Source organism: Pseudomonas sp. LBUM1666 (assembly GCF_059695775.1).
In genome coordinates, this window is sequence record NZ_CP166789.1 from 1777501 (window position 1) to 1791384 (window position 13884).

At 51.9% G+C, this 13884-nt stretch carries 6 protein-coding genes, 2 rRNA genes and 4 pseudogenes (1 of these 12 only partly in view); 7 read left to right on the forward strand and 5 right to left on the reverse strand.

The window, feature by feature from the left end; translation table 11 throughout:
- The 5 genes and pseudogenes from ACA056_RS08085 to ACA056_RS08105 all read left to right on the forward strand — a co-directional run.
- Positions 1–1674, forward strand: a 23S ribosomal RNA gene (locus ACA056_RS08085); it begins 1218 nt to the left of the window's first position.
- Positions 1675–1832: 158 nt separating this feature from the next.
- Positions 1833–1948: ribosomal RNA gene (gene rrf / locus ACA056_RS08090) — 5S ribosomal RNA — on the forward strand.
- A gap of 370 nt (positions 1949–2318) precedes the next feature.
- Positions 2319–2531 carry a hypothetical protein gene (locus tag ACA056_RS08095; RefSeq protein WP_497271752.1) on the forward strand — a complete coding sequence of 71 codons (213 nt, stop codon included), beginning with the start codon at positions 2319–2321 and terminating at the stop codon, positions 2529–2531.
- Between the two features lie 1354 nt (positions 2532–3885).
- Entirely contained in the window at positions 3886–4332 is a 447-nt protein-coding gene (locus ACA056_RS08100) for a DUF4124 domain-containing protein (RefSeq protein ID WP_497271754.1), read from the forward strand.
- A 236-nt stretch (positions 4333–4568) separates the two neighbouring features.
- A pseudogene (locus ACA056_RS08105) lies at positions 4569–4721 on the forward strand (site-specific integrase); the annotation flags it as partial.
- On the opposite strand, the gene ACA056_RS08110 reads toward ACA056_RS08105, so the two are convergent.
- Positions 4696–4941 (reverse strand): hypothetical protein, encoded by a 246-nt coding sequence (locus tag ACA056_RS08110; RefSeq protein WP_497273502.1) that lies wholly within the window; start codon positions 4939–4941, stop codon positions 4696–4698. The pseudogene ACA056_RS08105 and the gene ACA056_RS08110 overlap by 26 nt on opposite strands.
- A gap of 494 nt (positions 4942–5435) precedes the next feature.
- On the opposite strand from ACA056_RS08110, the gene ACA056_RS08115 reads away from it, so the two are divergent.
- Together ACA056_RS08115 and ACA056_RS08120 are read left to right on the forward strand one after the other, a co-directional pair.
- Positions 5436–6026, forward strand: a complete 591-nt coding sequence (locus ACA056_RS08115) for a hypothetical protein (protein WP_497271756.1) — start codon at positions 5436–5438, stop codon at positions 6024–6026.
- 180 nt (positions 6027–6206) lie between these two features.
- On the forward strand, positions 6207–6740 hold the full coding sequence (locus ACA056_RS08120) for a hypothetical protein (RefSeq protein ID WP_497271758.1): 534 nt from the start codon (positions 6207–6209) through the stop codon (positions 6738–6740).
- Between the two features lie 712 nt (positions 6741–7452).
- On the opposite strand, the gene ACA056_RS08125 is transcribed toward ACA056_RS08120, so the two are convergent.
- From ACA056_RS08125 to ACA056_RS08140, 4 genes and pseudogenes are all read right to left on the reverse strand, one after another.
- Positions 7453–9576, reverse strand: coding sequence for a hypothetical protein (locus ACA056_RS08125; RefSeq protein ID WP_497271760.1), 2124 nt, complete (start codon positions 9574–9576; stop codon positions 7453–7455).
- 152 nt (positions 9577–9728) lie between these two features.
- Positions 9729–10196: pseudogene (locus ACA056_RS08130) on the reverse strand (transposase); the annotation flags it as partial.
- A 40-nt stretch (positions 10197–10236) separates the two neighbouring features.
- Positions 10237–10539 (reverse strand): annotated as a pseudogene (locus tag ACA056_RS08135) (integrase core domain-containing protein); the annotation flags it as partial.
- A gap of 365 nt (positions 10540–10904) precedes the next feature.
- A pseudogene (locus ACA056_RS08140) lies at positions 10905–13877 on the reverse strand (transporter substrate-binding domain-containing protein); the annotation flags it as partial.
- Positions 13878–13884: the final 7 nt, after the last annotated feature.

The window sequence follows — 13884 nt, forward strand, 5'->3', positions numbered from 1 at the left end:
TGCTGGAGGTATCAGAAGTGCGAATGCTGACATGAGTAACGACAATGGGTGTGAAAAACACCCACGCCGAAAGACCAAGGTTTCCTGCGCAACGTTAATCGACGCAGGGTTAGTCGGTCCCTAAGGCGAGGCTGAAAAGCGTAGTCGATGGAAAACAGGTTAATATTCCTGTACTTCTGGTTATTGCGATGGAGGGACGGAGAAGGCTAGGCCAGCTTGGCGTTGGTTGTCCAAGTTTAAGGTGGTAGGCTGGAATCTTAGGTAAATCCGGGATTCTAAGGCCGAGAGCTGATGACGAGTTACCCTTTGGGTGACGAAGTGGTTGATGCCATGCTTCCAAGAAAAGCTTCTAAGCTTCAGGTAACCAGGAACCGTACCCCAAACCGACACAGGTGGTTGGGTAGAGAATACCAAGGCGCTTGAGAGAACTCGGGTGAAGGAACTAGGCAAAATGGCACCGTAACTTCGGGAGAAGGTGCGCCGGTGAGGGTGAAGCATTTACTGCGTAAGCCCATGCCGGTCGAAGATACCAGGCCGCTGCGACTGTTTATTAAAAACACAGCACTCTGCAAACACGAAAGTGGACGTATAGGGTGTGACGCCTGCCCGGTGCCGGAAGGTTAATTGATGGGGTTAGCTAACGCGAAGCTCTTGATCGAAGCCCCGGTAAACGGCGGCCGTAACTATAACGGTCCTAAGGTAGCGAAATTCCTTGTCGGGTAAGTTCCGACCTGCACGAATGGCGTAACGATGGCGGCGCTGTCTCCACCCGAGACTCAGTGAAATTGAAATCGCTGTGAAGATGCAGTGTATCCGCGGCTAGACGGAAAGACCCCGTGAACCTTTACTATAGCTTTGCACTGGACTTTGAATTTGCTTGTGTAGGATAGGTGGGAGGCTTTGAAGCGTGGACGCCAGTTCGCGTGGAGCCAACCTTGAAATACCACCCTGGCAACTTTGAGGTTCTAACTCAGGTCCGTTATCCGGATCGAGGACAGTGTATGGTGGGTAGTTTGACTGGGGCGGTCTCCTCCTAAAGAGTAACGGAGGAGTACGAAGGTGCGCTCAGACCGGTCGGAAATCGGTCGTAGAGTATAAAGGCAAAAGCGCGCTTGACTGCGAGACAGACACGTCGAGCAGGTACGAAAGTAGGTCTTAGTGATCCGGTGGTTCTGTATGGAAGGGCCATCGCTCAACGGATAAAAGGTACTCCGGGGATAACAGGCTGATACCGCCCAAGAGTTCATATCGACGGCGGTGTTTGGCACCTCGATGTCGGCTCATCACATCCTGGGGCTGAAGCCGGTCCCAAGGGTATGGCTGTTCGCCATTTAAAGTGGTACGCGAGCTGGGTTTAGAACGTCGTGAGACAGTTCGGTCCCTATCTGCCGTGGACGTTTGAGATTTGAGAGGGGCTGCTCCTAGTACGAGAGGACCGGAGTGGACGAACCTCTGGTGTTCCGGTTGTCACGCCAGTGGCATTGCCGGGTAGCTATGTTCGGAATAGATAACCGCTGAAAGCATCTAAGCGGGAAACTAGCCTCAAGATGAGATCTCACTGGGACCTTGAGTCCCCTGAAGGGCCGTCGAAGACTACGACGTTGATAGGTTGGGTGTGTAAGCGCTGTGAGGCGTTGAGCTAACCAATACTAATTGCCCGTGAGGCTTGACCATATAACACCCAAGCAATTTGTGAACTCGAAAGAGGCCAGATTGCGGTGTGTGAAGACGAAACGAACCGAAAGTTCGAGATACTCACAAAACACCGAAAGCTATCACATACCCAATTTGCTGAAGCGAGGCCAGCTGGCCACGACTCAGTACCCGAATTTCTTGACGACCATAGAGCATTGGAACCACCTGATCCCATCCCGAACTCAGCAGTGAAACGATGCATCGCCGATGGTAGTGTGGGGTTTCCCCATGTGAGAGTAGGTCATCGTCAAGATTAAATTCCGAAACCCCTATCTGCGTATGCAGGTAGGGGTTTTGTTTGTCCTCGAAAAAACATACGGAGACTGGTACGGAGTACCCGCTGGGTTTGCGCCAGCTGTTGATTGCTCCTTGCCCGTCTTCCCATCGTAAATCACGGGCCCTTACCCGCGTGGCGAGATTATGGCCGACTGATTCGCCCCTAAATCTGTAGACACCCGATGTCCGATTTTGGCCGATCTCAGCCCGTCGCCACCGTCGGCTTGGGTCGAAAGTAGCCGGTGACAGCTTCATCAGTTGCCCCATACTCCAATCAACCTATTGCAGGTTCCAAGTGGGGGCACTGTCGCTGCTATGCTTGGGCTTTCTCGAAAGGAATCGACACCATGCCAAGCGATTCACTGTCGGATGTACTGGAAAGGCTGTTCGAAAACCAGCAGGCCCTGGAGGCGGCCATTATGGAGTTGACCCTGCTGATCGAGGAGCAAGGGGCACAGGAAGTGGGCGGAAATGTCCGTGGCGCACTGTGGACCATGGGTGAAAACGCCGGTCATATCAAACAAGGCCTGGCTCGATTGAAGAAATTGGACATTGGCTAACCGACTCACACCAAGGGCCCGTCAACAGTCATGTCGAGGTGAATTCGGTTAGCCAGTCCAGTTCACCTCACAGGCGGCTATTGGCCGATCTCTGCACGTCGCGAAGGGCTGAAACCGGCCAATTGCACTCTTTGGGTGTGTCTACGAAACCATGAGCGATCAGTGGGCTACCGCAAGCGTTCGGCTGATACTTTCTCGTTGTCGTCGGTGTTAATCAGTTGGCCGTTGCAAGCGATGATTTCGGTGGTAGGTAACCATAAGGCTGAATCAATTGCATCTGAAGCATCGACCTCCCATATGGACCCGTCCTCTAATTTCACGATTGTCCCATCGCTGGATACAGACTCGACCCAATGACCGTCTTCGCAAGCAGACGTATACCTGGTGCTTTTTACTGAGCCATAGGGAGGTGCTTGGACCGATGGGGTTGACGACTGGAATCGACGTTCGACAGCCTGAACCTGAGATTGCTGCTCGCTCGTCAGAAGTGAGTGATTACAGATCGCTGGTGTTCTTCCAGATATGCATTTTCGTAAATTTTCATCGTGCTCGGCCCGGTTTACCTGCGAACGTTCGATTTCGGTCAAACGAGATTTATTGCATAGGCTAGGAAACTGGCCAGTCATACAGGTCCGAAGGTTCTCCTGACGCTCAGCAGCACTTACTTTCACAAGCTCATTCGACGTGAGCCGTTCGTGATGGCATAAGCTGGGAAATTTCCCTGTCATACATGTTCGGAGGTTAGCTTGCCGCTCTGCGGCATCGACCTTCAAGCGCTCTTCAGATGTGAGCCATTCATGCTTGCAAAGACTTGGAAATTGCCCCCCGAGACAGGTAGCAAGATTCTGAGCTTTCTGTTGATCTGATTGTGCAAGAGCTACCGCTGGTATGTTCAATCCAAACGCAATCGCAACACATAGCTGTACGATTAGGTATCTAGTCAACATGTAGCCTACCTCCTTGGTTGGTGAGAATCCCTTTCGCAGGAATCAAGAACCTGAATAACAGAGAGTATCCCGCCCTGAGCGTGGGCAGATCCCCACGAAACGAATTTCTGGATTCTATCCGCGTTTAGTTTCGGCACTGTTTTTTATAAAGCGGCCGTAGATTTTTAGGCACCACGGCCGGCGGCTTTGGGTCGATTGCAGCCCTCTCTGATAGGCAGCTACCAGCCAAGGGGGCGATCAGTCTTCGATAGGCCGTCTCCCCCTTTCCGATAATAGAGCGCGCGGCCGGCAGCAATCTTGACCTTTGCAGCTATCATCAATGCCACTGTACTTTTTACGAGTAAGTTCACGAATAGGAAGCGTCACAGCAGTTTGCGGTGTCGTCCAGCCTTCTTGGGGGTTGCATCATGAAATGGACTTCGTATCTGGCACTAGCGGCCTTTTGTACGACCATCGTTCAAGCTGCGGACGTGTACAAATGCACCACCCCAGATGGTCGTGTGGTTTTCTCAAACTCCGGGTGCGGAACCGCAAGCGGGAGCGCAGAACTACAAGAACTGAAAATCAACAACATGGGGGAGCCCATCAAACCATCATCATCCGGGCAACGGAAAACCCAAAGCGTGGATCCGGATTCGTCTCATAACTCGCCAACCGTAGTCCAGGATTCCGCCGATGAAGATACAAGGGATGGTCGTATCAAGCGACGATTAAGGGCTCAGGAGGAGTACCTCGACAGCCTGAAACCGAAAATTCCGGGCGTGACGGTGATCAAGAATAAGGGTAGCGAAACCAATTACGAAAAATCGATGCGTCTGAGAGAGGAGGCTCGAGAACTTTACTACCAACACTAATTATTTTGAATGACGAGTTTGAATTGAAAGTCTCCCGAGACCGGACTTTTACGCGCTGCCGGAGCGCCCATCTAACGAACAAGTGATACCTCTATTTCGGTCCATGGGTCGAAGCAGCTCTTCGCCACAGGCAGCAATCGGCCAATTGCAGACGCTCCAACCTTTGCTGAGTGACCTTGTGCAATACCCCGACAGCCGCACCGTCTTGCGTGATTAAGTTTTTAAAACTCAATTATGACTGGATCGACGAATATATAGGCCATGCCCACGGCAACGTGATCCGCCAGCACTATGGGACGTGGATCAATGAGGACGGACCGGATGCGGTTGGGATGTTGCAAATGGCATTGAAGCTGTCACCGGTCATAGCTCCACGGCAAAGCCCTTAATGCCCTGGGCCTCGGCAAACCGCCCGACGGCGGTGAGGCTGGCCCAGGTGCGCAGCGCTTCGCGCCGCGAGCGTATCGGCAGCCAGCGACTGCCGGCACCACCCAGGCGAATGGCCAGCGTCCACTTTTCGCCGTACCGGCTGACCAGCACCTCACGCACCGCGCCGCCCTCGAGCATGACGCGCAGCGCGTCTTCGTGAATACCTTCACGCATCACCAGAACACTCTAAACACTGCTTGGTATGAATAATTTTCGAGTCCAGAGCTTGTAGAAACACAGAGCGGCAACGATAGCTGCGCAACCGATAGCCAAGCCCATCGGGTCAGCACTGAGTAAGCCCCCATCCCTTGGACTTGCACGTTTAAATGATGACGCGATAGAAAACACTCCAAATCCAACAAGGAGAACGATAAAAACAGGGGCATACCGTAGCAATCGGGCCATGACGAGTCCTCAAGGGGATTAGGTGCGCATAAAACCACCCACTACAAGGATGGTAGGCCACTCTCCCACCTACTGGCGTCCAGCAGGCACAAAAAAGCCCACCGGCGTGGGCTTTGCTGTGGGGGCCTGTTGAACATAAACGGCGTTTTCGCAGTGCATGCTTGGCCTTTGGCGGATTTGTCACCGGTGCTGGCTCGCTCTTTTTATGGCCAGTTGCTATGATTTTGCCACCGGGTAATGGCCCCGATTAAATGTCCAAGGATTTTGGCATGTTCAACTTTTTTTACTCTGACAGCGTGCTTTCCGACCTGCAGATCATCAAACCTGGCAATAACCAATTTACCTACGTGGTCAGCGCGAAAATTGACGGGCGAGCTGCGAAGCGCCTGGTGATGGACAAGGAGATGTACAACTACTTCACCGGCATCGGCGCCGGGACTAAAAACCGCCTCTGGTTTCTCGGGTTGAGTTTGTTCGGTTCTAAAAAAGGCTTGCTTTTGCAGGCGATTGAAAATGCCGCCGGTGAACGGTTCAAGACCCGTGTTAAAAACAGTCACGTTTTCCACGACCTCTTCGTTAAGCCACCGGCCCTGGGCTTATTGGTCGGGTTCTTGACCTGGGGTGTCCTGTATATTCCGGTCGGAATGATCATGGGCTTTGATATATATTCCGCTCATTTAACCCAGCAACTGTCGCTGTACGCGGGCTTTGCCGCAGGCGGGTGGATGTTTCTCTCCGGGGTGCGCATGATCAAAAACTACGCGAATCTCGATCCCTGGCCAGCCGGCGATGTGAGTGCCTACACCACTGCCGTTAAGCCGGCGTTTGGCTCTGGCCTGGCCTCATTGAAAAAAGATTAGCCGGCGTAAGCATCGCTGCTGAAAAAGCCCGCTGATAGCGGGCTTTTTTGTGTGTGCGATTTAACAAATGACTCGATAAAAAATGAAGGCTAAAAACTCTGCATGATGGCCATAAGCCATTGATTTCCGATAACCAATCTGTTAATAAGAGCAGCAACAATAATTCGTGGAAGTCCGTCAGTGAAAAAAGCTGTTTTAATCGCTTCAATCTTAGTCTTAGCTGCTTGCGGTGGTGAATCCAAAGTCACCAAGATTGATGGCACCTCTAGTGCTACTGCCGATCGCTCGTTCCAAAAAATGATTTACGGCCTGCCGGATTCCCTCGATTGGGAAATCGATAAGAAGATGCTGACGAGCCGTTACGAAGGCGAAGAGTTTGCCAAGCGTTTCGACGGCAAAACGTTGGAAGATTTGAAGCCAGACATTGCAGAGACCAAGACGTACTTCATCAAAATCAACCGTGACCGGCATGCGGCCACCGAGCAGGAAGAAATTGACAAGCTGCAGGTCAAGCTGGCCAGTTTCGAAGCCGCTGAAGAAACTAACATGAAATACATCGGTATTGCTAAAACCAAAGCGCGCATCGACATGTACACCAAGTCGCGGGATGAAATCCTGGCCCTGAACGATGAGCAAGCCTGGAAAAAGTTCGGCTGCGGTTGCGAAAAAACTGACTACAAACCTTCCGGCAACTTCTCTACCAGCAAGTACTGATCTTTAAGAAACAACAAAACCGGCTTAATGCCGGTTTTTTAATGCTGATGTTTTTTACAAAAATATTAGTAAGTGCCATATCTGCATCATTTAAAGACGGCGGAGGGCGGTTCAAACTCATGGACCTGTCACGGTTCACGGTTTCAAGACTGTCTCCTTTTAGTGAATTGCCGTTTGCGGTGAGGGAAAGCACTCGACGAAAGCGACCAGTAAGTCGAGCCAAGGTAAGCGAATGAGACTGCGATAACCGCGCTTTTTGTTAAATAAAACAAAAATTCCGCCTTTTGGGTGAACGTCGAGACTGGTTACAATTACTGGAGGCAAAAAATCACGCTCGCAACAAACAGATAGCAGCTGTGTATGCAGCATCCGCTGCAGATCTAGAGCTTGCGGCGGATCTCATAAAGGCAGCACTACGCGGGAAATCTGGCTTGATACCCCGTCCACGTCGTTTTCAAACGCTTAATGATGAACATGAGTAGAGGGAAAAACTAGGGATTGAAGCTCTGTTGATATTTTTTTGGGAGTCAGCAGGGATTCAAACACTAATCCTAGCCCAGCGTTGAGCCCAAATAGAAAGTTATAGTCTGTTTTGGTCGAAAGTAGCCCTTCATGACAAGCAGCTATCGGCCAACTGCTGCCACTCGCCGTATAGAGAAAACAGACTTGGGAAAGGCAGCGCAACTCACAAATATTCCAGATACTAGAAGCATCAAGGATGTGAATGTCCACCTTGTTGGTCTACTGCAATTACAAAAGCCTTTCTCGTTTCAAAATTTTCGATATTGGCAAGTGCCGTTAAAATAGAGTCGTAAACGCCGGCAATGCATAGGTTGATAGCATGGATTTCGCTACTCAGGTGAATTGATTTGTATTGGTTCTTTAAACCGTAAGCCTTTCTGATGCTCTCTTGGATTCTGGCTCTTTCGCCCGCATCCTTTGCAATCAAGAAGCTGATGCGGCTGGAAAGACAGGACTCTACTGCTTCTACGCGGTGCTGCAGAAGGATCTCCTCTGCAGCGGATATCGTGTAGTGTAAGCGATCAACCAGGCTAATCATTGTCGAGCCTTTGCTGAACATAATGATGGCTGTTCGGATTGACTTCGCAAAATTGTTGAGCACGCCCGAAATAAGAAGCGTGCCAGCTTTTTCTAGATTACGCTCTCGCAACTCGGATAACTGATTGTTGGATAGCCGCCAATTGCCATAAAACTCTGGCATCAGACCGTCTTGAACAGAGAACCGACTTCCGGATAGTGTTAAGATTTGTTTCCTCGGAAGATACTCTGTACCGCTTAGAGCCGTGGGATATCTTGCGGCGCCCATGAATGCGTTGGGCGCGAAAAACCGTAATAGATCTACAGCGTCACCTGCCAGGGCGAATGCGGTTGTCGAGATAAGCGACTCATGTACTTCCATGGAAACTTTTACCGCAGCCAAACCTAAATATCTTTTTTTCAGGTCGTCCACCAACCGCTTGGACTGTTCTACTGCTTCCTGAGGCTCGGATGGCATCATCTTCTCTATTCCACCGAAGAAATCCAACCCGATCGGAGTTATAGTTACTGGTCCAAACTCGAACGATGATTCCACTTCCAAATGTGCGATCGGAAATATGACATCCAGTTGAGTTATGTCAGTTGCACTTCTGCTTTGAAGATAATCATAGAAGGACAATTTCTCCAGACTCACGAATGACTCCCGAGCCCAAAATATGAATATATCGTTAACAAACTCAAGATCAAATCTGTCTACCACCCAAGCCTCTTGTGCAATTCTTTGATAAGCTTCGTTAAGCATGTCAAACTCGGCTTCGAGCAGTCCAAATGACCCCTGTTTTTCGTGGATAAAGCAAGTAACTAGTTCACCCTGATGATTGTGCGAGGTCACAATGGCCGTATTCATCGCGTTTTGATCGTTTAGCTCAACTGCAGGGCGCATGCTTTTGAACGAACTTTCTTTCTGCACCGATATTTCGTGAATTCGAATTTTTGAGAAGATTTCCAACGCCAAAGAGTCTACAAAAACCTTTGTAGGGTTCTCTGATATCTCAACATTCGTTTCAATCGGTGACGTTGCGTCCAGGCTGATAGGCGTGTTGACTCTCTCGGCACCGTGTTCAGACTTTGCCGCCTGCAGTTCCGCCAACTCAGCTAGGTCTGCAGCGTGATGTTGGGTTAGTGCGATATCCAACCAACTATGCAACGCCTTAATTTCATCAACGTACTGCTTGGTGAAAGTATCTATTTCAACATAATCGCCGGCTTGTTGAATATACTTTAGTGCCGGCGCTGTCCAGCTTTTGAACTCCAATAGGGAGGTAGCTTTGATACGGACCCCCGTTTTAAAATGCATAGCTCCATCGGGCCCAACATTCGTGCCCTGCATATACATTTCAGAGTTTGGTAGCCCCTTGTGCACCATGAAATTTCTAAGATCATGAACAAACTTACAAACTGGTGAAGCACCGACGGTTTCTATAATTCGCTTGTTTGTCTCTTGATGTATTTGCGTCTCAATGTATCTTTCGTTCAGCATTACTCGGGTATGGTCCACCACAGTCTTCGCCGCAGCCACAAAGTTATGTATGTGTCTATTTATTTCTCTATGAGCTTGGTCGCCAGCATCTTTGTTGCTCACAAACATCAGCTCTATACCAATGTCAGGATCGCTTAGCTTTTCCGACTCCTCAACAAGAGTAGTGGCATTCATGTATAAAATATTAAGGGAGAATGATCGCATTTTTTGATCATTCATAAATCGCATACCTTTTGATTCGTAGATTTTTCGCAAGTGTGTTGGCCAGCTAGAAAAATCATTGTCGATGTCGGTCACTTAAAATCCGCCTTAGAGTGTAAGAGCTTCGTTCTGAAAAAACATGCTAACGCAAGCGACCTGACGAACCAATCACCGTATAAAAGAGGACTAATTTATTTATGACCTGGGCGCCAAAAGCGCTGTAAAAATAAACCCGTCCCGAATGGCACTTACTTAACATGTTTAGCGTGCCCATTTTTCCTGACATCAGCCCTTGCTGACCGACGTGATTTGGTCAGCAAGGGGTAGGCTTGAGGTCTTCGTTTTATGGCTCGCGGCTCGATACGACCAGGCCGGTTTCCAACGCGCCTTTGAGCGATCAGCGCCAATAAATTTGAAAGGCCATCCTCTTCTTCAGGGCTGCCATATTGTCGCAGCGCCAGCCATAGCTGAAGGCTGTGTTTGAAGCTCAGTTCGCGAGGTAGGCAGTCAGCTAATAGAGCCGATTGTGCCATCAGCATTCGGATCAGATTGTGTGCCAACAGATAGACCCATAACTCCTTGACTGCCATGCCTGGGGTTTTGCAGCTTAACTTTCCAAGTCCTAGCGTAGCTTTGAGGTTTCGCAAATCTAACTCGACATGCCATCGCCCCTTGTACAGTGATTTAAGGGCTGTTTTTGGTGTCTGCTTCGGGCAATGTGGACTTGCCCCTACAAAACCGGACACCAACTCCCCGTTAAATTGATGCAGCTGCCAAGCGCCTGAACTCCCTCGGCGAGCGATAGTTCAAGGCACTGTGCGGATGCTGCTCGTTGTAATGCTCGAAGGCAATTGCCAGGTTACGCAGCGCCGTTTCCCGATCCGGTTTGGGCATGTGCGCCACGTAGTCACGCTTGATCGTCTTCACGAAGCTCTCGGCCATGCCGTTGCTCTGCGGGCTACGCACCGGTGTGGTCACCGGCTGCAAGCCGATCTGCCGAGCAAACAGACGCGTCTGTTCGGCGGTGTACGCCGAGCCGTTGTCGCTTAGCCATTGCACCGGCGGCGGTCCTGACACGTCGAGCATCCTTGAGAGTGATGGCGCGATGCTATCTCTCAGGCCTGTCCTTCGACAAGGAATTTACTTGGAGCTTTTACCTTCGTCGTATACCCCGGTCAGTGCCGCCATTGCAGCGTGCTCCGCTCGGAGGCGAAGGTTTGCGTTCCTCAGTCGAGCTGAGTTCGAAGCTGCCGCTCGCGAACGGCAGCTATAGCCGATTTCTGCCCGTTAGCAAGGGTTGTAATCGATCAAGAGCAGCTTCTGCAATGGTAGCTTCAGTCAAAGTAAATGTCGTTGAGGGGTAGGGCTCCTGCGGGCCGATTCAGCTTTTAATGACCCTGGTTCAATATCTAATGAATCTCTACGCCCAGAAACTCTAGTTGCTGGCACATGAGCAAGCGATTGGCAGGGTGATCGTCGACCACCAGAATGTTCAAGAGGGTAGTCGTGGTGGAGATGTTGGCTTCAGGGCTCTCTGCTACCCGTTCGAGTGGCAGTGTCGCCAAGTGCAACGACACCTCGACTTGAGTGCCGACACCCGGCTGGCTGCTCAATTGCAGGCTGCCGCCCATCATTTCGCACAGGCTGCGGCTGATCACCAGCCCAAGCCCCGCGCCGCCTCTGGCTGACTGCCCGGAGTGATCGGCCTGGGCGAAAGGTTCGAACAGCCGTCGCTGATCCTGTTCGTTGATCCCTATGCCGCTGTCGTGAACCTGCAACAGCATCCGGACCCGCTCAGGCTCGGCGGTCGGGTGCAGTTCGACGATGATCCTGACTTGGCCTTCCTCCGTGAACTTGATGGCATTGCTGACCAGATTGGACAAGACCTGCTTGAAGCGCATCGGGTCCAACAGGACATCAAACTCCGGCTTGGCAGAGCGGAACTCCACCAGCAGCCGGATATTTTTCTGGCGCGCCAGTCCATCGAAGACCCGCACCACCGAGGCCACGATTTCACTTGGATTGACCCGTTCAGGGCTCAGGCTCAGTCGTCCGGATTCAATCCGTGCAATATCGAGAATGTCCCCGATCAGCTCCAGCAGGTCCTTCGCCGAGTTGTACGCCACATCGATGGCCGGGCGATCCGGGTGCTCATGATCGATGCGTTTCAGCGTGAGTTCGAGCATGCCGATGACCGCATTCATCGGGGTGCGGATCTCATGGCTCATGGTCGCCAGAAATGTGGTTTTGGCTCGGTTGGCTTCATCGGCGCGCTCTTTGGCATAGCGCAGATCATCGAACAGTTGCCGCCGTTCGCTGATGTCGATCCAGCCGCCGATGATGCCTTGTACTTCACCGCTCGAATCACGGTAGGGAAGAATCCAGTGGTAAATCGTCAGCCTGCGGTCGCCAATGTGCAGCGCGCGATCGAGAATCAGCGGTTTGCCCTCGGCCACGACGTGCTGGTAATCGGCCTGATACTCCCGGGCCTCGAACGCATTGCTCATGTTGGCTTGCATGACGCCTTTGCCGATGACGTCTTCACGTCTCGCGCAGAAGGCTTCCAGGTAACTGTCGTTGCAGCTTTGCAGCAGTCCCTGGCGATCGCGCACGTAGATGGGATGAGGCGTCCCGTTGACCAGTGATCGCATGAATTCGAGTTGATCGTTCAATGCACGCTCGGCTGCCTGACGCTGCTTTATCTGGCGACGCATGTAAGCGTTCCAGGCAACGGAAATCAGCAGCAGCACCCCGGCACCGATGACGATTTGGTAGAACAGACGGTGATAGTTGCGCCAGGCACTCTGCGAGGACGCCGAATAGCCGCGCCAGCGGCTGTTGATGATGCCCAGTTCTTCCGGCGCAATACTCAGCAGTGCCTTGTTGAGGATGGCGTTCAGTTCTTTGGCTTCCCGGCCTGTGGCCAGGGAGAACGCGGCCTGTTGGGTACCGATGGTGGTACTGATTTGAAGTGTTTGCTCGAAGAGTCGCGATGAGATGAAGTAGTTGGCAATCACCAGTGAGTTCACCGCACCTTCTGCCTTGCCCTCGGCCAGCAACTCCACGGCGCTGAACGTGTCCGGGGTTTCAATCAGCCTGATCCGCGGGAACTCGCTGCGCAAGTAATCCACCAGGGGATTGCCTTGGGCAATTGCCAGGCGTTTGTCCTGCAACTGCGCAAGGTTTGCAGGGCTGTCGGCGGCTTTGCGAGTCAGCAGGACAAAGGAGTTTTGCAGATAGGGGCGGGTGAAGTTCAACGTCGTTTCACGTTGGGCACTGGGGAGCAGGGCGGCGATCAAGTCGGCGTTGTTGTCCCTGATCTGCTCGATCATCTCGTCATCACTGCGGCTGCGACGGACGTCGAAGCGCAAGCCGGTGCGCAATCTGATCAGCTCGAGCAAGTCGGCGGTAACCCCACGAAAGTTGCCATCACTGTCGAAAAACGTCAGCGGCGCAAAAGCCTCATTGACCACCACACGCACTACCGGGTGTTGTGCCAGCCAGCGCTCCTCGTTGTGGGTGAGCTGCAGTTTTTGATCAGTGAGCAGCATGTCACTGCCGGCACTCCAGCGTTTGGCGATGTTGTCTCGTTCGCTGGTGGGGATGGCCATGAGCATTGCGTTGATGATCCCGAGCAGCTGCGGGTTGTCCTTATGCACGGCGAAGCTGAAGCCGTGTGCTTCGTGTTTGCCGAAGTTGGCCATGCGAATGTTGTTCAGATAGCCCTTGTTGATCATGTAATGGGTGGAGATGGTGTCACCCAGAAACACGTCAGCCTGGTCGAAGGCAACGGCATTGATCGCATTCTGGTAGGACGGAAAGGACGTGATGATCGCCCCCGGATACATTGCCTTGACCTCCTCCAGCGGCAAATAGTGATACACCATGCTCAGCCGTAGACCGGCCAGGCCATCGGTCAAGGATCTGGTTTCACCTTCGCGTGTAACCAGAACCGGCTGATCTACGGCGTAGGGGGTGGAAAGTACGATGTCAGCGTTGTGAGCTTCGAATCCATTGGCGGTACCCAGCAAATCGATCTCGCCGCTTTCGAGTGCTTCGATCGCGGCCTCCCGGGACGCAAAGCGCATAACCTTGATTGGCAAACCGGTTGTTTTGCCAAGGATACCTGCGTAATCGGCGGTAAAACCTTCGTAGTCGTGACCACTGATGGTCAGGTCGAAAGGGGGGTAGTCCGGGGCTGACGTGCCAAGGATCAGTTCCCGTTTATTCTCAATCCATTGTCGTTGTGATTTATCCAGTTGGACTTTCTGGTGTCCGGCCATCGAGCGACTCATCAGGGTGTAGTTCTTGCTGACGGTCTGCGCAGCGGCCACTGAGGCGGTCAGGCATAAACCTGCGGCCATGAGTGTCAGATAATCCTTTATACGACTGGGCATCCTGTTT